This window comes from Eudoraea algarum (assembly GCF_050589645.1).
Taxonomy (GTDB): Bacteria; Bacteroidota; Bacteroidia; order Flavobacteriales; family Flavobacteriaceae; genus JBNGOQ01.
The window spans coordinates 186,553-207,023 of the sequence record NZ_JBNGOQ010000002.1 but is presented as its reverse complement, the minus strand read 5'-3'; the positions used below and the strand labels follow the sequence as shown (position 1 = coordinate 207,023).

Annotated in this window: 20 protein-coding genes; 11 read left to right on the top strand and 9 right to left on the bottom strand. The window is 44.9% G+C overall.

Features of this window, described 5'->3' with window-relative positions; translation table 11 throughout:
- Nucleotides 1-174 precede the first annotated feature (174 nt).
- Nucleotides 175-1,341 (bottom strand): proline dehydrogenase family protein, encoded by a 1,167-nt coding sequence (locus tag ACRD67_RS07250; protein WP_430966393.1) that lies wholly within the window; start codon nucleotides 1,339-1,341, stop codon nucleotides 175-177.
- A gap of 95 nt (nucleotides 1,342-1,436) precedes the next feature.
- Here ACRD67_RS07250 and aroB point away from each other — a divergent pair, with 95 nt between their 5' ends.
- Together aroB and ACRD67_RS07240 are read left to right on the top strand one after the other, a co-directional pair.
- Nucleotides 1,437-2,498, top strand: a complete 1,062-nt coding sequence (gene aroB / locus ACRD67_RS07245; protein ID WP_430966392.1) for a 3-dehydroquinate synthase — start codon at nucleotides 1,437-1,439, stop codon at nucleotides 2,496-2,498.
- 105 nt (nucleotides 2,499-2,603) lie between these two features.
- Nucleotides 2,604-2,939, top strand: a complete 336-nt coding sequence (locus tag ACRD67_RS07240) for a hypothetical protein (protein ID WP_430966391.1) — start codon at nucleotides 2,604-2,606, stop codon at nucleotides 2,937-2,939.
- 2 nt (nucleotides 2,940-2,941) lie between these two features.
- Here ACRD67_RS07240 and ACRD67_RS07235 read toward each other — a convergent pair whose 3' ends face one another.
- The 3 genes from ACRD67_RS07235 to ACRD67_RS07225 all read right to left on the bottom strand — a co-directional run bounded on the left by ACRD67_RS07235 (nucleotide 2,942) and on the right by ACRD67_RS07225 (nucleotide 5,213).
- Complete coding sequence (locus ACRD67_RS07235; RefSeq protein WP_430966390.1) at nucleotides 2,942-3,460, bottom strand: DinB family protein; 519 nt, start codon at nucleotides 3,458-3,460, stop codon at nucleotides 2,942-2,944.
- Between the two features lie 63 nt (nucleotides 3,461-3,523).
- Entirely contained in the window at nucleotides 3,524-4,003 is a 480-nt protein-coding gene (locus ACRD67_RS07230) for an Lrp/AsnC family transcriptional regulator (RefSeq protein ID WP_430966389.1), read from the bottom strand.
- 115 nt (nucleotides 4,004-4,118) lie between these two features.
- The gene (locus ACRD67_RS07225; RefSeq protein ID WP_430966388.1) at nucleotides 4,119-5,213 is read right to left on the bottom strand and encodes a M14 family metallopeptidase; all 1,095 of its coding nucleotides are present in this window, start codon (nucleotides 5,211-5,213) and stop codon (nucleotides 4,119-4,121) included.
- A gap of 289 nt (nucleotides 5,214-5,502) precedes the next feature.
- Between ACRD67_RS07225 and ACRD67_RS07220 the strand changes: the two genes are divergently transcribed.
- The 3 genes from ACRD67_RS07220 (at nucleotide 5,503) to ACRD67_RS07210 (ending at nucleotide 7,112) form a co-directional block, all read left to right on the top strand.
- Nucleotides 5,503-5,865 (top strand): helix-turn-helix domain-containing protein, encoded by a 363-nt coding sequence (locus ACRD67_RS07220; protein ID WP_430966387.1) that lies wholly within the window; start codon nucleotides 5,503-5,505, stop codon nucleotides 5,863-5,865.
- 61 nt (nucleotides 5,866-5,926) lie between these two features.
- Nucleotides 5,927-6,304: a hypothetical protein gene (locus ACRD67_RS07215; RefSeq protein ID WP_430966386.1), complete on the top strand. Its 378-nt coding sequence runs from the start codon at nucleotides 5,927-5,929 to the stop codon at nucleotides 6,302-6,304.
- Nucleotide 6,305: 1 nt separating this feature from the next.
- On the top strand, nucleotides 6,306-7,112 hold the full coding sequence (locus tag ACRD67_RS07210; RefSeq protein WP_430966385.1) for a TerC family protein: 807 nt from the start codon (nucleotides 6,306-6,308) through the stop codon (nucleotides 7,110-7,112).
- Between the two features lie 47 nt (nucleotides 7,113-7,159).
- Here ACRD67_RS07210 and ACRD67_RS07205 read toward each other — a convergent pair whose 3' ends face one another.
- The 4 genes from ACRD67_RS07205 to ychF form a co-directional block, all read right to left on the bottom strand.
- Nucleotides 7,160-8,128 (bottom strand): sterol desaturase family protein, encoded by a 969-nt coding sequence (locus tag ACRD67_RS07205; RefSeq protein WP_430966384.1) that lies wholly within the window; start codon nucleotides 8,126-8,128, stop codon nucleotides 7,160-7,162.
- Between the two features lie 67 nt (nucleotides 8,129-8,195).
- Complete coding sequence (locus ACRD67_RS07200; RefSeq protein WP_430966383.1) at nucleotides 8,196-10,823, bottom strand: DNA gyrase/topoisomerase IV subunit A; 2,628 nt, start codon at nucleotides 10,821-10,823, stop codon at nucleotides 8,196-8,198.
- A gap of 26 nt (nucleotides 10,824-10,849) precedes the next feature.
- Complete coding sequence (locus ACRD67_RS07195; RefSeq protein WP_430966382.1) at nucleotides 10,850-12,712, bottom strand: DNA topoisomerase IV subunit B; 1,863 nt, start codon at nucleotides 12,710-12,712, stop codon at nucleotides 10,850-10,852.
- A 138-nt stretch (nucleotides 12,713-12,850) separates the two neighbouring features.
- Nucleotides 12,851-13,945: a redox-regulated ATPase YchF gene (gene ychF, locus ACRD67_RS07190; protein WP_430966381.1), complete on the bottom strand. Its 1,095-nt coding sequence runs from the start codon at nucleotides 13,943-13,945 to the stop codon at nucleotides 12,851-12,853.
- A 194-nt stretch (nucleotides 13,946-14,139) separates the two neighbouring features.
- Here ychF and ACRD67_RS07185 point away from each other — a divergent pair, with 194 nt between their 5' ends.
- The gene (locus tag ACRD67_RS07185) at nucleotides 14,140-15,612 is read left to right on the top strand and encodes a carboxypeptidase-like regulatory domain-containing protein (protein WP_430966380.1); all 1,473 of its coding nucleotides are present in this window, start codon (nucleotides 14,140-14,142) and stop codon (nucleotides 15,610-15,612) included.
- A 3-nt stretch (nucleotides 15,613-15,615) separates the two neighbouring features.
- Here ACRD67_RS07185 and ACRD67_RS07180 read toward each other — a convergent pair whose 3' ends face one another.
- Complete coding sequence (locus tag ACRD67_RS07180) at nucleotides 15,616-15,969, bottom strand: 4Fe-4S dicluster domain-containing protein (protein ID WP_430966379.1); 354 nt, start codon at nucleotides 15,967-15,969, stop codon at nucleotides 15,616-15,618.
- Between the two features lie 88 nt (nucleotides 15,970-16,057).
- Between ACRD67_RS07180 and ACRD67_RS07175 the strand changes: the two genes are divergently transcribed.
- The 5 genes from ACRD67_RS07175 (at nucleotide 16,058) to ACRD67_RS07155 (ending at nucleotide 20,316) form a co-directional block, all read left to right on the top strand.
- Nucleotides 16,058-17,116 carry an acyl-CoA reductase gene (locus ACRD67_RS07175; RefSeq protein WP_430966378.1) on the top strand — a complete coding sequence of 353 codons (1,059 nt, stop codon included), beginning with the start codon at nucleotides 16,058-16,060 and terminating at the stop codon, nucleotides 17,114-17,116.
- A 73-nt stretch (nucleotides 17,117-17,189) separates the two neighbouring features.
- A complete protein-coding gene (gene serC, locus ACRD67_RS07170) occupies nucleotides 17,190-18,254 on the top strand; it encodes a 3-phosphoserine/phosphohydroxythreonine transaminase (RefSeq protein ID WP_430966377.1) in 1,065 nt (354 codons plus the stop codon).
- A 127-nt stretch (nucleotides 18,255-18,381) separates the two neighbouring features.
- Entirely contained in the window at nucleotides 18,382-18,609 is a 228-nt protein-coding gene (locus ACRD67_RS07165) for a four helix bundle protein (protein WP_430967153.1), read from the top strand.
- 36 nt (nucleotides 18,610-18,645) lie between these two features.
- Complete coding sequence (locus tag ACRD67_RS07160) at nucleotides 18,646-19,596, top strand: D-2-hydroxyacid dehydrogenase (RefSeq protein WP_430966376.1); 951 nt, start codon at nucleotides 18,646-18,648, stop codon at nucleotides 19,594-19,596.
- A 78-nt stretch (nucleotides 19,597-19,674) separates the two neighbouring features.
- A complete protein-coding gene (locus ACRD67_RS07155; protein ID WP_430966375.1) occupies nucleotides 19,675-20,316 on the top strand; it encodes a DUF937 domain-containing protein in 642 nt (213 codons plus the stop codon).
- Nucleotides 20,317-20,471: the final 155 nt, after the last annotated feature.

Below are 20,471 nucleotides of genomic sequence, written 5' to 3'. Positions count from 1 at the left end.
ACTACGATTTCCACATGGTACCGTTGATATATGCAATTCATCAACCCCTAACCCTTTAACTCATCACTCATAATTCATAACTGAACACTGCCCATTGATTATTGGTTATTGCTAATTGTTCATTGCTAATTGTTCATTGCCAACTGCCCACTGCGACTGTCCACTGAACACTGTTTAGATCTTCCGCCGTTTCCGCTCTTTCTTAATCAGCTCCAACTCCCGATTGGTCTGTCCGGCCACCGAAGTGTTCTCCTCCGCCCTTCGGATAAGATAAGGCATGACATCTCGCACGGGGCCAAAGGGTACATACTTGGCCACATTATAGCCCCGGGCCGCCAGGTTAAAAGAAATATGATCGCTCATGCCGTACAATTGTCCAAAACCGATCCGTTCGTCGTCCTTGGCAATGTTTTTGGCCTCCATAAGGTCCATTAGGCGATAGCAACTGGCCTCATTGTGTGTCCCTGAAAAAAGAGAGATGTTGTCCAGATGATCCAGAATATAGGCCACGGCCGCATCAAAATTGTCGTCCGAGGCTTTCTTTGAAGCACAGATGGGCGTTGGATAAGCCCGTTCTTCCGCCCGCTCGTTCTCTTTTTCCATATAGGCGCCGCGAACCACCTTCACCCCTATTTTAAAATGGTCCTTAAGCGCCCTGGTGTGTAGTTTTTTCAGGTAATCCATACGGTCCCAACGGTACATTTGCAAGGTGTTGAAGACCACGGTCTTTTCCTTGTTGTATTTGCGCATCATCTCCTCTACCAATTGATCCGCGGCATCCTGCATCCAGCTTTCCTCTGCATCTATCAGCAGGGAGACCCCCAGTTCATGGGCTTTCTTACAGGTGGTGTCAAACCGTTTTACCACCCTGTCCCATTCCTCCTGTTCTGTATGGGTCAGGGGTTTTCCCTCCCCAATTTTCTCGAACAGGGCAAACCTCCCGTAGCCGGTGGGTTTAAAAACGGCAAAGGGCATTGCTTTTTTTTCCTTTACAAAATCCAACAGTTTTAACGTCATTTCCAGGGCATCGTCCAAGGGATCTTCACTGTCCTTTCCCTCCACGGAGTAGTCCAAAACGGAATAGACGCCCTTTTCCCACATTTTGTCCACTACAGGCATGCAATCCCCTTCGCTTACCCCTCCGCAGAAATGGTCAAAAACGGTGGCCCTGATCAATCCGTCTACCGGGAGATGTGCCTTAATGGCAAAATTGGTGACCGCCGTGCCAATTTTCACCAAGGGTTCATTGGCGATCAACTTGAACAAAAAATAAGCGCGCTCCAGTTCAGAATCTGTTTTTAGGGCAAATGCCGTTGCGGTATCTTCAAAAAATCGTGACATTTTTATCAATTTTCAAACGATTCAAATATAATCAGCAAAATTGTATTCCTATGATTAAAAATAAGCTTTATTTTGCGGGTTGGAAGCCGTAGTAAATGGAATCGATTACCACATCCGAATACGCCGTACATTTTAATGACCGGGCCTTTGAAGCTTTGAATGCCCACCTGGCCAAGACCGGGTATTCCAAGCTTTTTATCCTAGTGGATGAAAATACCCATGAACATTGTTTGCCCACCTTTTTGGCACAATTGTCCGGGGATTATCCTATAGAGATTATAGAGATCGAATCGGGGGAAATGCATAAGACCATTGATACCTGTACCCAGGTCTGGGGGGCCATATCAGATCTGGACGGAGACCGCAAAAGCCTTATGATCAATCTTGGTGGCGGAGTGGTCACGGACCTTGGTGGCTTTGTGGCCTCGGCCTATAAACGCGGCATCGCCTTTATCAATGTACCCACTACCCTACTGGCCATGGTAGATGCCTCCATTGGGGGAAAGACTGGTGTGGATCTGGGCAGTCTGAAGAACCAGATCGGAGTCATCAATCAGCCGCAAATGGTGCTGGTGGTTACCGACTTTTTGCAAACCTTGGAGGGAAGGCAACTCCACAGCGGCTTTGCCGAAATGTTGAAGCATGGCCTAATTCGGGATCAGGCCTATTGGGAAAGCTTAAAATTGGTTTCGGACTTTCAGGATATAGATCAATTGATTTATAATTCCATACAGATCAAAAACGAGGTGGTATTACAAGACCCTACGGAGCAACATCTTCGTAAGATTTTGAACTACGGACACACCCTGGGCCACGCCATTGAATCCTATTTTTTGGAAAGCAAGGAACACGACCTTTTGTTGCACGGGGAAGCGATTGCCGTGGGCATGGTACTCGAAGCCTATCTGTCCTCCGTTCTGGAAGGCCTTTCCAAACCCGCGTTAAACGACATCAAAAATACCTTCCTCTCCCGTTATGAACAGGTGGACTTTTCAGCGGCAGACATCGATCAAATTTTGGATTTACTCAAATTTGATAAGAAAAATTCGCACGGAAATATTAATTTTGTATTGCTCCGGGGGATTGGTGAAACTGCCATTGACGTACAAGTACCCCATCAATTGTTTGCAGAGGCCTTCGCTTACTACAAAGAATAGGAACTACATATACTTAAAATATGCATTTGACAACTCTTTGAAACAATCAAAGGGAAAAATTTATAGTTTAGGAATAGCAAATGCCAATTAACCATACTCCCGACTATGAAACGCATACTTGTAGATTACAAAAAGTTGAGCCATGAGGTCGCGGCCCTATTGATCGAGACCTACCCACATGGATATGGGGACAGTGACATCATCGCATTCAAAAATGCTAAAGGTGAGATTATTGAAACGGTAGAGCTTAGAACAGAGGATACGCTCTATTTGGTAAAGATCAGCAAAAGCCTTTCCAATTTCATTGCCAATTTTGAAGATGCCGTGGAAAAGGAATTAGGGGATAAACAACTTCCCGATGAATCGCGTTTGGGTCCAAAGGATATTGAATTGGAATTCAACGGGGATCAAGATTTGGAAGAGGACAAGGATTTTGATTGAAGTTACAGATAGCGCTCCGCAATGATCTTTCTATGGTGTTCCTGATGCCCACAGATCACGAAACCAAGACCACCCACGGTCCATGGGATTTCGCTTGCAATCCCCCCACGTTTTAGTTTTTCCACATCCAGTCCATCAAATACGGCTAAAGTACATTTCCTGACCAAAGTATATTCCGCTATAAGGTCCTCCTTGCTTCGTTTGCCTGCATTGGATTCCTGAATATAACCGTTCTGTTCAAAACCCGCCAAGGGCGTACGGTCATTTCTGGAAAAGCGAAAGGCCCTATACTGAAATACGCGTTCCGCATCAATGATATGTACCAGTACTTCGGCCAGTGTCCATTTGCCTTCGGAATAGGCGTATGGCAATTTTTCATCCGGGATGGCCTCCATGAAAGCCAGGAAATCATCCATGCCCAGACTTAGGCTAGGCATTAGTTCCACATCGGCCTCCAGCGCATTTAGATAGGTAGTATAAAACTGCTCAAACTCGTAGACTTCCAGTTCTGATTTTCTCATGCATAAAAATAAAAAACCCGTACGTTTTAGTGCACAGGTTTTGTGTTATTTTAAAGGACGGGCTTACATTTCGTTGAAAATGGTATGCATTAAACGTTTTTTGTCGTTAATGCTCTCCTCTAGGGAAATCATAGTCTCCGTCCTACTGATACCGTCTATATCATCAATTTTAAAGATAATGTTTTTGGCATGGTTCGTATCCTTTGCACGGATCTTACAAAAGATATTGAATTTTCCGGTGGTGATGTGGGCTACGGTAACATAAGGTATCTGATTGAGCCGCTCCAAAACAAATTTGGTCTGGTGCGTCTTCTCCAGAAAAATGCCCACGTAGGCGATAAAGGCGTAGTCCAGTTTTACATAATCGAGTGTTAGGGAAGAGCCCCTAATAATACCTGCCTCTTCCATTTTCTTTACACGTACATGAACGGTCCCTGCCGAAATCAGCAATTTTTTGGCAATATCGGTAAATGGAGTCCTGGTATTGTCGATCAACATATCCAAAATCTGGTGATCTATTTCGTCCAATTTTACTTTTGTCATATTTTCATAGTATTTCGAACAAAAATAAAAAATTAAGAAAATAAATGTAACAAATATTGGTTTTTTTTATCAAAAATGTAATGTTTTGCAGATTTCCAAGCGTTTCTATCAATGCTTATAACAGCTTCATAAGCTTCATATTAGCTCTTAGCAGGGTTAAATCCTTGTCATTTAAACAGTTATACCTTTCATGGCCGTAATATTGATCCAGCTTCCCGATTTTCTCAACATGCGGCTCAAATACTATCTTCCTGTCCTGCAGTACCTCCTTGAACAGAACACCCATGGCCTCATCCTTTTTGTAATCCGTATTAAGGACTGCTATGTTTTGGATAAGGATGTCTACGAAACGCTTGCCATTTTCCGGAATATTATGGTATGCCTCCTGGGTATATCCCGAAAGTTCTCCGTAGGCTATCGCCTTAACTCCACTTAATAGGGCGTGCCAAATGTACTTTCTGGTATGTTCCCTAGCATAGTCCCCTGGAAAATGTCCCGCCTCAAAAAGGACGGTAGGGGTATGTAACATCTGAAAGGTATCGCCCACACAGTTGGGGTTAAACGCGTCATCATAACGTCCTACTTGACCAGGGATCAGCGCTTGTAACTCCCGGTTCATCGCCACGACCAACTTCATGCTTAAGGCCCGGGTCTTTGAAACGGTACGGGCCTCATCGTGTGCCGGTGCCAAAAAGGAGACCGTAGCCGGCAAGGACGTTTCCCCTACATTGAAAATAGTCCTTTGGTCATGCAGGTTAAAGCAGTAATCGGGACCAAAGGTATCATAGACCTTTCGCAAAATCCCACTTTCAGGTTGAGTGAGTGCCTGCGCATCCCTGTTAAGGTCTACCCCATTTGCATTGACCCTGGTATAGGCCACTGCTCCATCCGGATTGAGCATGGGGATAATCTGAAAGGTGCACGAGACTTTAATGGTCTCGGCCAAAGGCGAGGTGCCCAAAAGGAAATTTACAAAATCCATGGTCGCTTTTGTGGTGGTGGACTCGTTACCGTGCATTTGCGACCACATCAAAATCTTAATGGGACCCTTACCAAGGGTCCAAAGTTCAATAGGTCTTCCTTGAACCGAACGCCCCACCAGGGTGGATTTGATCTTCACTGGGGTATGTTCCAAAAAAAGTTGTACATCCTCCCATACCACATAGCGATCTGTTATCGCCTTTGCCTTAACCGATTCAAAACTGACCATTGTCCGTATACTTTGTGTCCACAAAAGTAACTCCAAAATTTATTACAATTGTAATGCTTTTTTACATTTGTATACAGCATTTTGCCTCGGAAAGCCGGTAAAAATATACATCCGTAAACATTTTTTACATCGCCATAACAAAAAGTTATTTTGAACACATAACTATTTTTAAAAGAATCTATTATTTATTTTTATATAAACTTTTACTTTATATATTATTATTAATTGATATCGTTTATTCGAGCGAAATATCCCGACTTTTGCTTATTTTTGGGGAACAAATGTTACAATGGTAAACTCGTCGGATTTTATTGAACGTCTGGAAAAAATCATGGGGTATTACGGGCTTTCCGCCTCTGCTTTTGCCGACAAGATTCGGGTACAGCGTTCCAGTATTTCACATCTACTTACCGGAAGAAACAAACCGAGTTTGGAATTTGTGATGAAGGTGATCAAAACTTTTCCCGAAGTTAATCTCTATTGGCTTTTAAACGGCAAGGGGGGCTTTCCCGCTTCGTCCAAACCAGATTCCCCTACCCCTAAAGTTGTGGATAGCATACATGAAGGTACTGTTGCTGGCGCCAGGACCATAAAAAAAATAGTGATTTTCTACGATGACGGCAGTTTTGAGTCGTACGAAACCAAAAAATAACCTCCCCTTTTTATTGAAATTATTCCATGGTAGATCAGGGCTAATTTCTTAATTTGTGACCATGATAAAACCCATTATACCCCTCCTTTCCCTGTTACTGTTTTGCGTATCGTGCTATAGTCCGCAACGTGATTGTGAATCGTACAGAACCGGGACGTTTCGGTTCGACTATGAACTGGAAGGCGTACTCAAATCAGGGACTTTTACCAGAACAGATGCATACAGCATTGAATTTTTTGAGCATAAGACCGATAGTGCAAACGTAAAATGGATAAATGATTGCGAGTTTGTCCTTAGACCTTTGGACAACAAGGCCGCCATACATTACAAGATCATCTCCACAACGGATAGCAGCTATACCTTTGAGTATAAAAGAGCCGTCAAAGATCCTAAAAAGAAATTGATCGTCAAAAAAGGAACCGCCATAAAAACCGACTAAAATGTTTGAAATTTTTGCAAGTGCCGACGCTTGGATCGCGTTGTTGACCCTTACTTTTCTAGAAATTGTATTAGGAATAGACAACATCATCTTTATTTCAATAGCTGCAGGAAAACTGGAAAAGAGTCAGCGAAAAAAAGCCACGAACCTTGGCTTGTTCCTTGCCATGGGCATGCGCATTGTACTGCTTTTTGGCATTACGCTCCTAACCTCCATGAAGAAGCCTTTTTGGATTCTTGATGGAGACTGGATCTCTGGCGGCATCAGCGGCCAGGCGCTTATTTTGTTCGGAGGGGGGCTATTTTTATTGTATAAGAGCACCCGGGAAATCCATGAAAAAATAGAGGATAAAGGGCATGACGAGCGTGAGGTAAAAAGTCAGCGCTCCTCCTCCCTGAGCAGCGCCATCCTGCAAATAACCATCATTAACATCGTTTTTTCCTTCGATTCAATTCTGACGGCCATAGGGATGACCAACGGGATATCCCCTAATCCCAATGACGCCCTCATACTTATGATCGTAGCCGTGGTGATCTCCGTTATCATCATGATGTTGTTTGCCAATCCTGTGGGCGAGTTTGTGAACCGACACCCTTCCATTCAGGTATTGGGGCTGTCCTTTCTGATCTTGATCGGTTTTATGTTGATCGCAGAATCGGCCCACCTATCACATTTGGTGGTATTTGGCAACGAGGTGGGCACCATTCCAAAAGGGTACCTATACTTCTCCATTACCTTCTCCCTTATGGTGGAATTCTTTAATATGCGAATACGAAAAAAACCCATTCCCCAGGAGATTGATGAATAATAAGAAGGGATTAGACCAAAAAATTGCGGTACGGGACCTTAGGTGGACTAGTTGGGCCTACTGAATACCATTTCAGGATTGGACTTCTTGGCCTTCTTAAATTCCCTGAATTGCTGTTGCTGCTGTTTTACGGTAAGGGTACTACCATCCGGGCTCCAACCGGGTGGGCCAAAAATGTACATGAGGGCATGTGTAAGTTTTTTGGCCTTTTTAACGTCGTTGAAAATATCCTTGAATTCGTGTGTTAGGATGACCACTGGGTTATGTGAGTTAGGTGCGTGGATTACGCCGTACTTAACATCGATGGTATCATCAAGTTCTTTCCAAGTGCCGAATATCTTGTCAAAAATATTCAAAAAGCCCCCATGGTTCTTATCCAAATACTCCACGTTCTGCGCATGGTGGACCTGATGCATCGTATGGGTATTGAAAATCTTTTCTATAAACCCCATCTTGGGCACGTATACCGAGTGCAACTGAAATTGCCATAAGGCCTCAATACCCAAACAAACCACGACCATTTCCGGAGGAAAGCCCAAAGCGGGCATCCACATGTAGAAGAGTGGTTTGTACAAGATAGTGAACCATCCGTTTCGAACGGCGGTCCCCAAATTGTAATTGTCCGAAGAATGGTGCACGATATGGGCGGCCCAAAGGATTCTAATCTCGTGATTGGCCCTATGGAACCAGTAGTAGGTGAAATCGTCCGCAAATTGGCACAGCAACCACACATACCAAGCATAACCAAAGGAGGCATAGCCCAATATATTGGTCCTTACGCCCGTAGCATCCATGGGATTAAAAAAGTCGTAGACGAAGTTGAAAATAACGATTGCGGAAACCACTTTGATCAAGGGCGCTATGATGGCCGAGCCCAGGCCCATAAAACCACTGGCAAACAAATCCTTCCATTCGTATAAATGGTCATCACCATGGGTCTTGCTATACGTTAATTCCAGCAATATAAAAGCAATAAAACAAGGTACACCGTAAACTAACGGGTTAGTAAAATCCATATAAGGGCGATTTTTGACGAATATAGTTATATTTCATATAAATGGGTCGCAAGCTTTTCATAAACCACTAAAAAAGTGTGGTTTGGTCAGTGCCCTGGCCGTTTGGACCCCCATTTTTTTTATCGGGCACTACGTTTTCCTCATCGATCACTTCAATATCTTTGGTGTCGTGAGGTTCGGGTTCCTCATACGGCAAAGGGTCCAACGAATTTACACTCTTTACCTTATCCGTGGTCAGTTGATTACCTAAAGCTTTTATTCCTTTTATCGTTATAAAATTCTCTAAATCAATTGTTTGATTTTGTTTTGATTCTTTCCCTCTTGGTTTGCTAAACTCCACTTCAGCTACTGGCCTCCAATCCGTGGAGACCAATTCCAAATAGGATTTTGGATGTTCCGTAATAAAGAGTTCCTCTTTGTTTCCGCTCTCAATGATAAACCGCTTAACATAATAACGTTCTTTTTCACCATCATAATATATGGCGGACAAAGGTTTTTTGGGATTCCACTTTTCCAGCACTAACATCTCTTCGTCAAACCGTGTTGAAAGGTTGGGCGCCACTGTCTTGGCAATTCCTTTTTGCGTTATGATCAGCAAGAGGTCCTCTCCCCTAAATTCACCGAGCAATTCACCCCTTCCATCCACGTTTAAACGTCTTACCACCTCATCGAACCAAATTTTTCGTGGCTTTAGGGTAGATACACCCTGTTCCTTTAATTCGATGCGTTTAACAGCATATTTTGTAACTAGGTTCCCTTTGGAAGCCCTGCCTTTTATGAGCACATCCGCAAAGTCCAGGTCCCACTTCAATTTTTTGATGCTTCCCACCTGTCTTAGGTTTACCGTAATGGTCTCTGCCTCCCCATTGGGATTGGCAGAAAAATAATATACCGTGGTAAGTGGCTTTCCATTGGCCAGGTCATACATTTTATCCCGAGTTATGGAGGTGACATTAAAGCGTTTAATGTAACTAGGGCCGCCTTTTCCATCCTTGTAGACCATGTTATAGGTAGTACGGCTATCCCGTTTCTTGAAAACGGCGACATGTATGATATGCTTCCCTACAAAGGTCTTGGCATCTACCTTGGTCACCATCATTTTGCCATCTTGCGTAAATACGATGATATCGTCTATGTCACTGCAATCCGTTACATATTCATCACGACGCAGTGAGGTACCTACAAAGCCTTCTTCGCGGTTTACATAAAGTTTAGTGTTCCTGATGACCACTTTGGTGGCTTCGATGTCATCAAAAATTCGGATTTCCGATTTACGTTCCCGGCCTTTACCGTATTTGGACTTCAAGCTTTTGAAATAGTCAATCGCAAAATCTATCAAATGGGCCAGATGATGCTTTACCTCGGCAATTTTTGCCTCGAGGCTCTCAATATGTTGTTGGGCCTTATCAAGATCAAACTTGGAGATCCGCTTGATCCTAATCTCGGTCAACCGCACAATATCATCCTCGGTGACCGCTCTTCTCAAATGTTTTGTATGCGGTTTTAGACCTTTATCTATGGCACCCAATACCCCCTCCCAGGTTTCTTCCTCTTCGATGTCCCTATAGATTCGATTCTCAATAAAAATACGCTCAAGCGATGCAAAATGCCACTGTTCCTCCAACTCGGCCAACTGGATCTCCAATTCGGCCTTCAACAGTTCTACGGTAAGGTCCGCCGATCGTTTTAGCATTTCCGAAACTCCGATAAACAGTGGTTTGTTATCCTCAATAATGCATCCCAGTGGAGAAATTGAGGACTCACAGGAAGTAAAGGCATATAGGGCATCAATGGTCTTATCCGGAGATATCCCGCTTGGCAGGTGGACCAAAATTTCTACTTCGGCGGCCGTATTGTCCTCAATTTTCTTGATCTTGATTTTACCCTTGTCATTGGCCTTGAGGATGGAGTCTATCAGCGAGGAGGTGTTGGTCCCATGCGGTATTTCACTGATTACCAGGGTATTTTTGTCGAGCTGGGAAATCTTGGCCCGTACCCGAATCTTGCCGCCCCGCATCCCGTCGTTATAATTGCCCACATCGATGATGCCCGCCGTAGGAAAATCGGGAAACAACTTAAAACGCTGCCCTCTTAGGTGTTTTATGGAGGCATCGATCAACTCTTTAAAATTGTGTGGTAGGATTTTGGTAGAGAGCCCCACCGCTATTCCTTCGGCACCTTGGGCCAAAAGCAAGGGGAATTTTACCGGAAGGTTTACGGGCTCCTTCTTTCTTCCATCATAGGAAAGCTGCCACTCCGTAATTTTTGGACTAAAGACCACCTCCAGCCCAAATTTGGATAGGCGTGCCTCTATATATCGGGAAGCGGCCGCCCTATCCCCTGTTAAGATATTGCCCCAGTTTCCTTGGGTATCTATCAACAGGTCCTTTTGCCCAATTTGCACCATGGCATCGGCTATACTGGCATCGCCATGCGGGTGGTACTGCATGGTATGGCCCACAACATTGGCCACTTTGTTGTACCTGCCGTCATCCAGCTCCTTCAGGGCATGCATTATCCTGCGCTGTACCGGTTTAAAACCGTCTTCTATGGCGGGTACCGCACGCTCCAAAATAACATAGGAAGCGTAGTCCAAAAACCAATCCTTGTACATTCCCGTAACCTTGGTCAGGGTTTCCTGGGAGCCCTCGGGATGTGCGTTTTCCGCTTCGTTCAAATCTTCATTCTCTTCCATAAAGGAAAATCAGGTATTGTATTGTTTTATAGTTTATTATCTTCTACTAAGTCTATTTCCACTTTAAGATTTTTTATGATAAATTCCTGTCGGTCAGGCGTATTTTTTCCCATATAAAACTGCAATAATTGCTCTATGGACATGGCCTTGTCGAGCATTACGGGTTCCAAACGAATATCATCCCCTATAAAATGCTTAAACTCATCTGGAGATATTTCACCCAAGCCCTTAAATCGGGTAATCTCCGGTTTTCCGGATAATTTGTCCATGGCCGCCCTTTTCTCCTCTTCACTGTAGCAATAGATGGTTTCCTTTTTATTCCGCACCCGGAACAGGGGTGTCTGTAGAATATACAAATGGTTCTCCTTGATCAGTTCCGGAAAAAACTGCAGAAAGAAGGTAATAAGCAAGAGGCGTATGTGCATCCCGTCCACGTCTGCATCGGTAGCGATCACTATATTGTTATAACGGAGTCCTTCCATGGATTCCTCAATATTCAGCGCTGCCTGCAAAAGATTGAATTCCTCGTTCTCGTAAACAATTTTCTTGGTCATGCCATACGAGTTCAAGGGTTTTCCCCTAAGGCTAAAAACAGCCTGGGTATTGACATCCCGGGACTTGGTAATGGAACCTGAAGCGGAATCGCCCTCCGTAATGAACAAGGTGGTCTCCAAATTACGATCGTTCTTCATATCACCGAGATGCACACGGCAATCCCGTAATTTTTTGTTGTGAAGACTGGCCTTCTTTGCCCGTTCCCGTGCCAATTTCCGTATGCCGGAAAGATCTTTGCGTTCCTTTTCGGCCTGAAGGATCTTACGTTGCAATTTCTCCGCGGTCTCCGGGTTCTTGTGGAGATAGTTGTCCAGATAGCGGCCTATAAAATCATTGATATAAGTGCGCACAGTGGGCATTTTACCGCCCATATCCGTTGAACCCAATTTGGTCTTGGTCTGGCTTTCGAATACCGGTTCCATTACCTTTATGGATATTGCGGAGATGATAGACTTGCGTATGTCCGATGCTTCGTAGTTCTTGCCGTAAAAGTCCCGGATGGTCTTAACAAGGGCCTCCCTAAATGCTGCCTGATGTGTCCCCCCTTGGGTGGTATGCTGTCCATTTACAAAGGAATGGTACTCCTCGCTGTACTGCGTTTTACTATGGGTTAAGGCCACCTCGATATCATCACCTTTTAAATGGATGATCGGATACAGCATATCCCCTGCACTGTTGTTGTCCTCCAGGAGGTCCTTTAGGCCGTTTTCAGAAAAGAACTTTTCGCCATTGAAAACAATGGTAAGCCCTGGGTTCAGGTATACATAGTTCTTGAGCATTCGCTCTACATACTCGTTCCGGTACTTGTACTTTTTAAAAATATGCTCGTCGGGGACAAAGGAAACTTTGGTACCCTTGCGCTTGGACGTTTCAACAGGGCCCTCCTCCAAGGTAAGATTCCCCTGGTTGAACTCGGCCGTCTTTAATTTGCTTTCCCGGGAAGACTCTACCTTAAAGAAGGAAGACAGTGCATTAACGGCCTTGGTACCTACGCCGTTGAGCCCGACCGACTTTTTAAAGGCGCGGGTATCGTATTTGCCCCCTGTGTTCATCTTTGAGACCACATCCACCACCTTTCCCAAGGGAATGCCACGTCCGTAATCGCGCACATGGACTGTATGGTCCTTTATGGTAATTTCAATGGTTTTCCCCGCCCCCATGACAAATTCATCAATGGAATTGTCAATGACCTCTTTTAGAAGAATATAAATACCGTCATCCGCAGAGGAGCCATCGCCCAACTTGCCAATATACATCCCGGGACGCATACGGATATGCTCCTTCCAATCCAGGGAACGGATGTTTTCTTCGGTATATTGGGAGTTTGCTGACATAAATGGGGGCTTTAAAGCTAATGGTCGCTAATATAACAAGTGTTCCAAAAAGATAAAACCTATCCCTGTTAAAGTAATTAACAAAGAAAAACAGCTTTTTGTTGATATAGTTATTAGCGGGGAGGGTGAATTGGACAACTACACATTGAATCTAAAATGCATCACATCGCCGTCCTGGACCACATAGTCCTTGCCCTCTACACGCATTTTTCCGGCCTCCTTAACTTTGGCCTCGCTGCCGTAGGACTCATAATCCTTATAGGAAATGACCTCGGCCCGGATAAACCCTTTTTCAAAATCGGTATGGATGACCCCGGCCGCCTGTGGCGCTGTGGCACCTACGGGAATGGTCCAGGCCCTCACCTCCTTTACCCCGGCGGTAAAATAGGTCTCCAGATCCAATAAGGTATAGGCGCCCCGTATCAATTTGGCCGACCCAGGTTCGCTGAGTCCCATGTCCTCCAGGAATAGTTGCCGTTCTTCATAGGTCTCCAGTTCCGCAATATCTGCCTCGGTGCCTACGGCTAGATAGATGACTTCTGCATTCTCACCAGCAACCGCTTCCTTTACCTTTTCCACATAGGCATTTCCATTGACCGCCGAGGCTTCGTCCACATTGCAGACATACATGACGGGTTTATCGGTGATGCACTGCAAGGGATTCACATAGGCTTGTCGGTCGTCCTTTTCAATGGCTATGGCACGTACCGAGGTGCCAGATTCCAGCCCTTCTTTCAGTTTCAACAAAACGGCCTCTTCCTTTTGCGCTTCTTTATTTCCGGTTTTGGCGGCACGTTTTACTTTGTCGAGTTTCTTTTCTACCGTTTCCAGGTCCTTGAGCTGCAATTCCATATCTATGGTCTCCTTGTCCCTAATGGGATCTATGGAACCATCAACGTGCACAACGTTATCATTGTCAAAACAGCGCAGCACGTGTAAAATGGCATCGGTTTCACGAATATTTCCCAAAAACTGGTTTCCCAATCCTTCACCCTTACTAGCGCCTTTTACCAATCCGGCAATATCCACAATTTCTACCGTGGCAGGCTGTACCCGCTCCGGATGTACCAATTCCTCCAGTTTTTCCAAGCGGGAATCGGGTACGTTTACCACACCAATATTGGGTTCAATGGTACAAAAAGGAAAATTTGCGCTTTGCGCCTTGGCGTTGGACAAACAATTAAAAAGGGTCGATTTTCCTACATTGGGCAATCCTACGATACCTGCTTTCATTCCTTAGGGTGCTATTTTGGGTGCAAATATAGTTTTTACAACGGTATTTGGAAGCATCCCCGGTAAAACAAAAAATCGGCTTAGTTTATCCGCTCCAAACCGATCGGAAATTTTTTCCTTTCCACATCCAATCTATCTTTGTGACCGTAACAATTTTAGGGATGGCTCGTCTACCTCTCTCAATCACGTGACAAATGAACAAGACCCTAATTTTATCCTTTTTACTGGTCCTCAACGGCCATTTCCTTCAGGCACAACTGCTTAGCGGTAAAATAATCGATAAGGAAACTAAGGAACCGGTGCCCTATGCCACGGTTCAGCTCAGTGACAACAGTGGGGTAATCTCCAACGAGGAAGGCTATTTCACCATAGACCTTGGTAATACCCTTGCTCCCAACCTTAGGATTTCCTGTTTGGGCTATACCCAAAAGGTCCTTTCCCTAGACGCATTTGAGAAGGCCAATTACATCATTGCCCTTGACGAGTCTGCATTGCAACTCAACGAAGTTTTCGTAAGTAACAAAACTCCCAATGCCGATGCCATCATCGCCAAGGTGCGGTCCAGGGTCAAGGAGAACTACGGGGTGGGGCCCTTGAGCCACGAGCTGTTCTATCGGGAGTCTGCCTATATCGACTTCGCCCGTCTCGATGTGGAGGTAGAACGGGCCTCCCATGTGGAAAAAGACCAGATCAAAGGGGCCAACATCAGTCTGGATTCCCTGGCAAATGTCATTGTGAACAGTAAGGCGGTCCACTTCACCGACTTCAAAGGGGATTTGCACGTAAAGGACAGGGAAAACCTGAAGCTGAGCGTGGACAAGGCCACAACCCTAATCGACAGCAAACGGGATTTTTCCATTGAAAATGTCCAAAAGAAAGCGCAGGATATCGTGCTCAAGTATCTGGATACCACCAAAACCTATAAATTAAAGACCGGGCTGTTCAAAATAGAGGATTCCCTCTCCTTAAACGAGGAATCGGGAAGCGACAAAGACGAGTATAAGATTTCCTACCTAAAATCAGAGACCGAGGAAGTTCTAAAAACTTCACAGCTCTACGACGGCTCCTTTCTGAACCGGATTTTGGATGCCAAATATTACAACTATTCCTTCTTGGATGCCACTTTCTTTAACGATGAGCTTGTCTATATCATCCAATTTTCCCCAAAACGGGCAAAGGCAAAATTTACGGGAAGATTATATGTTTCCGATGATACCCATGCCGTGATCAAGACCGACTATCGGTATGGCAAGGGAAAAAGGGGACAGAAAGTCAACTTAAAATTGATCTTGGGGGTAAAATATATCGAAAACGCCAGAACGGGCACGATCATGTACAAAAAAAGAACGGACAACACCTACGTTCCCCATTACATCAAACGGGAGGAAGGCAGTTACTTTTATGTGAACAGGCCCTTTAAATTCATAGAAAACAGTACGGAAAAAAACAAGGTGGCGTTTGATCTCATGTTGGAAGGAGACGCCAGGAACAAAGAAGAGCTCCTGTTCATTACCCATACCGACTTGTCATCTGCAACCTATGACGCTTTTGAGGAGAAGGAAAAAACGCCCTATCAGGTCTTGACCAAATACGATCCCACCATTTGGCAAAATAGCAAGGTCATAACACCTTTGGAAGAAATGAAAAATTTTGGAAATCCAGAATGATCGTTAATCCTCTGGGTGCATAAACCGTTGTTTGCCCAATAATACTTCTTCGGACTCTACCCTATCTTCATCGGGGATACAGCAGTCCACCGGGCATACGGCAGCACATTGCGGCTCTTCGTGGAAGCCCATACATTCTGTGCACTTATCCGGTGCTATATAGTAAATTTCATCACTTATGGGTACTTGCACATCATCGGCGTTCACTTCCTTACCGTCCAGGAGTACTACATCGCCGGTAAGAGACGTTCCATCGCTATATCTCCATTCATCGGCTCCTTCGTAGATCGCGGTATTGGGGCATTCCGGTTCACAAGCACCACAATTGATACATTCATCCGTTATTATAATCGCCATAATTTTCTTTTTCCATTCGTGCTGAATTCGATTCAGCATCCCTATTTTTGCACAAAGGTATATCCTAATACCATCTTGTACAAATATAATGGCCGACCTTGAAGAAAGATTAGAAGCTTTTGTTAAACTTGGAAGTTTCCTCAGGGAATTTTGTGAAATCTTCAACAATCCCGAGGAAAATCTGACCAAGAACCCTTGGACAGAAGAGCTCCAAAAAACAACTTCCGCGGCAAACCACCAGAATGGATGGTTTACCAAAGAAAATGTGCTTTTTAGCCTAGCGCGTTGGGGCGAAGTACTTACGGAGGAAAGATTGAGAACTTGGTTGGCATCCTATGACCTATCACAGACCAAAAACAAGACCGTTGCCCTGATCATGGCCGGGAATATTCCCATGGTGGGTTTTCACGACTTTTTGACGACGCTCCTTACCGGAAATCGTGCCCTGGTGAAACTATCCTCCAACGACACTGCCCTACTACCCTTTATGGCCAGCTACCTATCTGCCGCAACGCCGGCACTGCATGACAAGGTGAGCTTTTCCGAGGGGAAATTGAACAACTTTGATGCCGTAATCGCAACCGGAAGCAATAACACCGCCCGCTACTTTGCGTATTATTTTGGAAAAAAGCCCCATATTATCAGAAAAAACAGGAGCTCGGTGGCCGTACTGACAGGAAAGGAATCTTCCCAGCAGCTTACAGCACTTGGGGAGGACATTTTCAGGTATTATGGGCTGGGTTGTCGTAGCGTCTCCAAACTTTTCGTGCCCAAGGACTACGATTTTACTCCTTTTTTTAAGGCCATCTATTCCTATGGCTCCATTATTGATCAACACAAATACGCCAACAACTACGACTACAACAAAGCGGTATATCTTATGAGCGAGTTCAATATCCTGGAAAATGGATTCCTGATGCTCAAGGAGGATTCTGGCTACGCCTCTCCCATCGCTACCTTGTTTTATGAATACTATGATGACGTAGAAGGGCTTCACAAAAAATTAGAGGAAGACCGGGACCAACTGCAGTGTATTGTTGCGGCAGATCTAATGCCCGGGGAGGTACCATTTGGGAGGACCCAGTACCCCGAGCTGTCCGATTACGCCGATGGGGTGGACACTGTTGAATTCCTGTTAAAAACCTAACAGAATAATTTTATTTCCATAGTACTCTTTCCATAGTTTTTTAGGACCTTTAGGGCCTAAATTTTTATCCAAAATGAAGAAACATAATTTTAGCGCAGGCCCTTGTGTACTGCCACAGGAAGTGATGCAAAAGGCCTCGGAAGCCGTTCTGGATTTTAACGGTTTGGGACTGTCGCTTATCGAAATTTCGCACCGCAGTAAGGATTTTGTGGCGGTTATGGAGCGCGCACGATCCTTGGCCTTACAATTACTTGGATTGGAAGGCAAGGGATATCAAGCACTCTTCTTGCAAGGAGGCGCCAGCACCGAGTTCCTTATGGTGGCATACAACCTTATGGAAAACAAATCGGGTTATATCAACACCGGCACCTGGAGTGATAAGGCCATAAAGGAGGCCAAACTTTTCGGCGAGGTGGTCGAAGTGGCCTCTTCCAAGGATAAAAACTTTAATTACATCCCAAAAGGCTATCATATACCCGAAGGTTTGGATTATTTGCATATGACCTCCAACAATACCATATTCGGCACTCAGGTGATGGAATTTCCACAGGTGGATATTCCCCTGATATGTGATATGAGTTCGGATATTTTCTCGAGACAGTTAGACTTTTCACAATTTGATCTGATCTATGCCGGCGCACAAAAAAATATGGGTCCGGCAGGTACTACTTTGGTGGTGGTGAAAGAGGATATTCTTGGAAAGGTTTCCCGAAAGATCCCTTCCATGTTAGATTATAAAGTACACATAGGAAAGGATAGCATGTTCAACACCCCATCGGTATTCGCCGTTTACGTTTCCATGCTCACTTTGGAGTGGTTGCAGGAGCTGGGTGGTATCGCTGGCATTGAGGAAATCAATGACAAAAAAGCGCAACTGCTCTATTCGGAGGTGGAACTGAATCCCTTGTTCACCGGTTTTGCGCAAAAGGAGGACCGTTCCCATATGAACGCCACCTTTAATCTAACCGACGAAAGCTTAAAGGACACCTTTGATGCCATGTGGAAAGAAGCGGGAATCAATGGAATTAATGGCCACCGCTCCGTAGGGGGCTACCGCGCCTCTATGTACAATGCCCTCTCCTTGGAGAGTGTGGGTGCTCTTGTAGACGTAATGAGTGAATTGGAACGGAAGGCGTAACACCGTTAACACCTGGTTTTAAGTGTTCGGTTTTAGGTGGTAAGTATCGCTTGTGAGAAAGGAAAAAAAACAGTCGTTATTGAAGAAAAAAGTTTCCGCTAATCAATTGCTATGATCGGCAACTAGCATAGGAGCTAATATTGCAGAGGCCGGTGCTGGCCAATCGAAGCAGGACTTTATCGCCAAAATGGCGATTGCATCAAAAGAGGCTAGAGAAACCAGATATTGGTGGCGATTGCCAAAGGAAGGAAAAGTGATCAATGAAACTCTGGTGGATCATATAAGGGAAATTGGACAAATTATTAAGATTTTGACCAAAATTGTCAAAACAAGTCAACTTAATTCAAAACGTTAACACTTAGCATTTAAAACTTAAAATCTATAATTTACCATGAAGATATTGGCAAACGACGGTATATCATCCAGTGGTATACGGGCATTGGAACAACAGGGGTTTGAGGTCTTTACCACCACAGTGGCCCAGGAACAACTCTCGGATTTTATCAATGAAAATCAAATTGTTGGTCTGCTGGTGCGCAGTGCCACCCAAGTTAGGAAGGATCTCATTGACAGCTGTCCATCCCTACAGCTCATTGGTCGTGGTGGCGTGGGTATGGATAACATCGATGTGGAGTATGCCAAAGAGAAGGGCCTGCACGTAATAAACACGCCGGCCGCTTCCTCGGAATCGGTAGCTGAGTTGGTCTTTGCCCACTTGTTTGGAGGCGTACGGTTTTTGTACGATGCCAACCGGAATATGCCCTTGGAAGGCGATAGCAATTTCAAAAAATTAAAAAAGGCCTATGCGGGCGGTTTGGAATTGCGTGGAAAAACCTTGGGTATCATTGGATTTGGAAGAATCGGCAGGGCTACGGCGAGGATTGCCTTGGGCGTAGGGATGCATGTACGCTATTATGATCCCTTTTTGGAAAAGGCCACCATAGACGTCCCCTTTTTCGATGGGCGTTCCGTTTCCTTTGAATTTGAAGGTGTAGCCAAGGAAGAGGTGCTAAAATCAGCGGACTTCATCACCCTTCACGTACCAGCACAGAAAGCATATGTAATTGGTAAACCAGAGTTCGAATTGATGAAGTCTGGCGTGGGCATTGTTAACGCTGCCCGTGGTGGCGTCATAGACGAAGTAGCCCTTATCGACGCCCTGGAAAGCAAAAAGGTATCCTTTGCCGGTCTGGACGTTTTTGAATCCGAGCCTTCACCGGAAATCAAAATCCTTATGCATCCCAACATTTCCATGACCCCGCATATCGGGGCCGCCACTGGGGAGGCGCAGGACCGTATCGGTGAGGAATTGGCGTCCCAGATCATCGCTTTATTGAAGTAAGGACCATATTGTCGGAACAATGCGCTTATTTACCCTCTTTTTTGTACATTGGGTACAACTATAAAAATCAAAATAAACATGTCTGGAATATTAGATTTATTGAACGGGCCTATGGGCCAGCAATTGATTAGCGGTGTTGCGCAGCAAGCGGGACAACCTGCTGACAAAACAAGCAGTGTACTAAGTATGGCACTTCCCGTATTAATGGGCGCTATGAAAAGAAATGCGGCCTCGCCCGATGGCGCACAGGGCTTAATGAATGCGCTTTCTAGCAAGCACGACGGGGGTATCTTGGACAATCTGGGCGGACTCTTCGGAGGCGGTGTAGATCAGTCCGTAATGGAGGACGGTGCCGGTATTTTAGGGCACGTTTTGGGCGGCAAGCAACCCCAACTGGAAAATGCACTTAGTCAAAAATCGGGTATGGATGCAGGCTCCATTGCTACTATTCTGAAGGTTGCCGCTCCAATTTTAATGGGATTTTTGGGTAAACAGACCAGACAACAAAATATTAGCGACTCCAATGGTATTGGCAATCTACTAGGCGGTTTATTAGGGGGCGATAGCTCCGGTGGTCAACAGCAATCCCTTATCGAATCTTTTTTGGATTCCGACGGGGACGGCAGTATTTTGGACGATGTGGCCGGTATGGTACTTGGAGGAGGTAGCAAGAAAAAGAGCGGCCTTGGCGGACTTTTGGGCGGTCTATTCGGAAAGTAAAAAACAGCTTCTTAACTATATTTAACAGGACCATTCGCCAAGGCGAATGGTTTTTTTGTATCTTCTAGTGAATTTGTTGGCCAACGGAGAAGCTTTGGCATATTTTCTGATGCTGTAATTCCACGGGAGTTCTGTTTTAAGAGTTTCCCGTACGT

Coding starts and splice junctions, on each gene's coding strand:
- ACRD67_RS07250 (WP_430966393.1), bottom strand. CDS start 1,341: ATGTCACGATTTTTTGAAGATACCGCAACGGCATTTGCCCTAAAAACA.
- aroB (WP_430966392.1), top strand. CDS start 1,437: ATGGAATCGATTACCACATCCGAATACGCCGTACATTTTAATGACCGG.
- ACRD67_RS07240 (WP_430966391.1), top strand. CDS start 2,604: ATGAAACGCATACTTGTAGATTACAAAAAGTTGAGCCATGAGGTCGCG.
- ACRD67_RS07235 (WP_430966390.1), bottom strand. CDS start 3,460: ATGAGAAAATCAGAACTGGAAGTCTACGAGTTTGAGCAGTTTTATACT.
- ACRD67_RS07230 (WP_430966389.1), bottom strand. CDS start 4,003: ATGACAAAAGTAAAATTGGACGAAATAGATCACCAGATTTTGGATATG.
- ACRD67_RS07225 (WP_430966388.1), bottom strand. CDS start 5,213: ATGGTCAGTTTTGAATCGGTTAAGGCAAAGGCGATAACAGATCGCTAT.
- ACRD67_RS07220 (WP_430966387.1), top strand. CDS start 5,503: ATGGTAAACTCGTCGGATTTTATTGAACGTCTGGAAAAAATCATGGGG.
- ACRD67_RS07215 (WP_430966386.1), top strand. CDS start 5,927: ATGATAAAACCCATTATACCCCTCCTTTCCCTGTTACTGTTTTGCGTA.
- ACRD67_RS07210 (WP_430966385.1), top strand. CDS start 6,306: ATGTTTGAAATTTTTGCAAGTGCCGACGCTTGGATCGCGTTGTTGACC.
- ACRD67_RS07205 (WP_430966384.1), bottom strand. CDS start 8,128: ATGGATTTTACTAACCCGTTAGTTTACGGTGTACCTTGTTTTATTGCT.
- ACRD67_RS07200 (WP_430966383.1), bottom strand. CDS start 10,823: ATGGAAGAGAATGAAGATTTGAACGAAGCGGAAAACGCACATCCCGAG.
- ACRD67_RS07195 (WP_430966382.1), bottom strand. CDS start 12,712: ATGTCAGCAAACTCCCAATATACCGAAGAAAACATCCGTTCCCTGGAT.
- ychF (WP_430966381.1), bottom strand. CDS start 13,945: ATGAAAGCAGGTATCGTAGGATTGCCCAATGTAGGAAAATCGACCCTT.
- ACRD67_RS07185 (WP_430966380.1), top strand. CDS start 14,140: ATGAACAAGACCCTAATTTTATCCTTTTTACTGGTCCTCAACGGCCAT.
- ACRD67_RS07180 (WP_430966379.1), bottom strand. CDS start 15,969: ATGGCGATTATAATAACGGATGAATGTATCAATTGTGGTGCTTGTGAA.
- ACRD67_RS07175 (WP_430966378.1), top strand. CDS start 16,058: ATGGCCGACCTTGAAGAAAGATTAGAAGCTTTTGTTAAACTTGGAAGT.
- serC (WP_430966377.1), top strand. CDS start 17,190: ATGAAGAAACATAATTTTAGCGCAGGCCCTTGTGTACTGCCACAGGAA.
- ACRD67_RS07160 (WP_430966376.1), top strand. CDS start 18,646: ATGAAGATATTGGCAAACGACGGTATATCATCCAGTGGTATACGGGCA.
- ACRD67_RS07155 (WP_430966375.1), top strand. CDS start 19,675: ATGTCTGGAATATTAGATTTATTGAACGGGCCTATGGGCCAGCAATTG.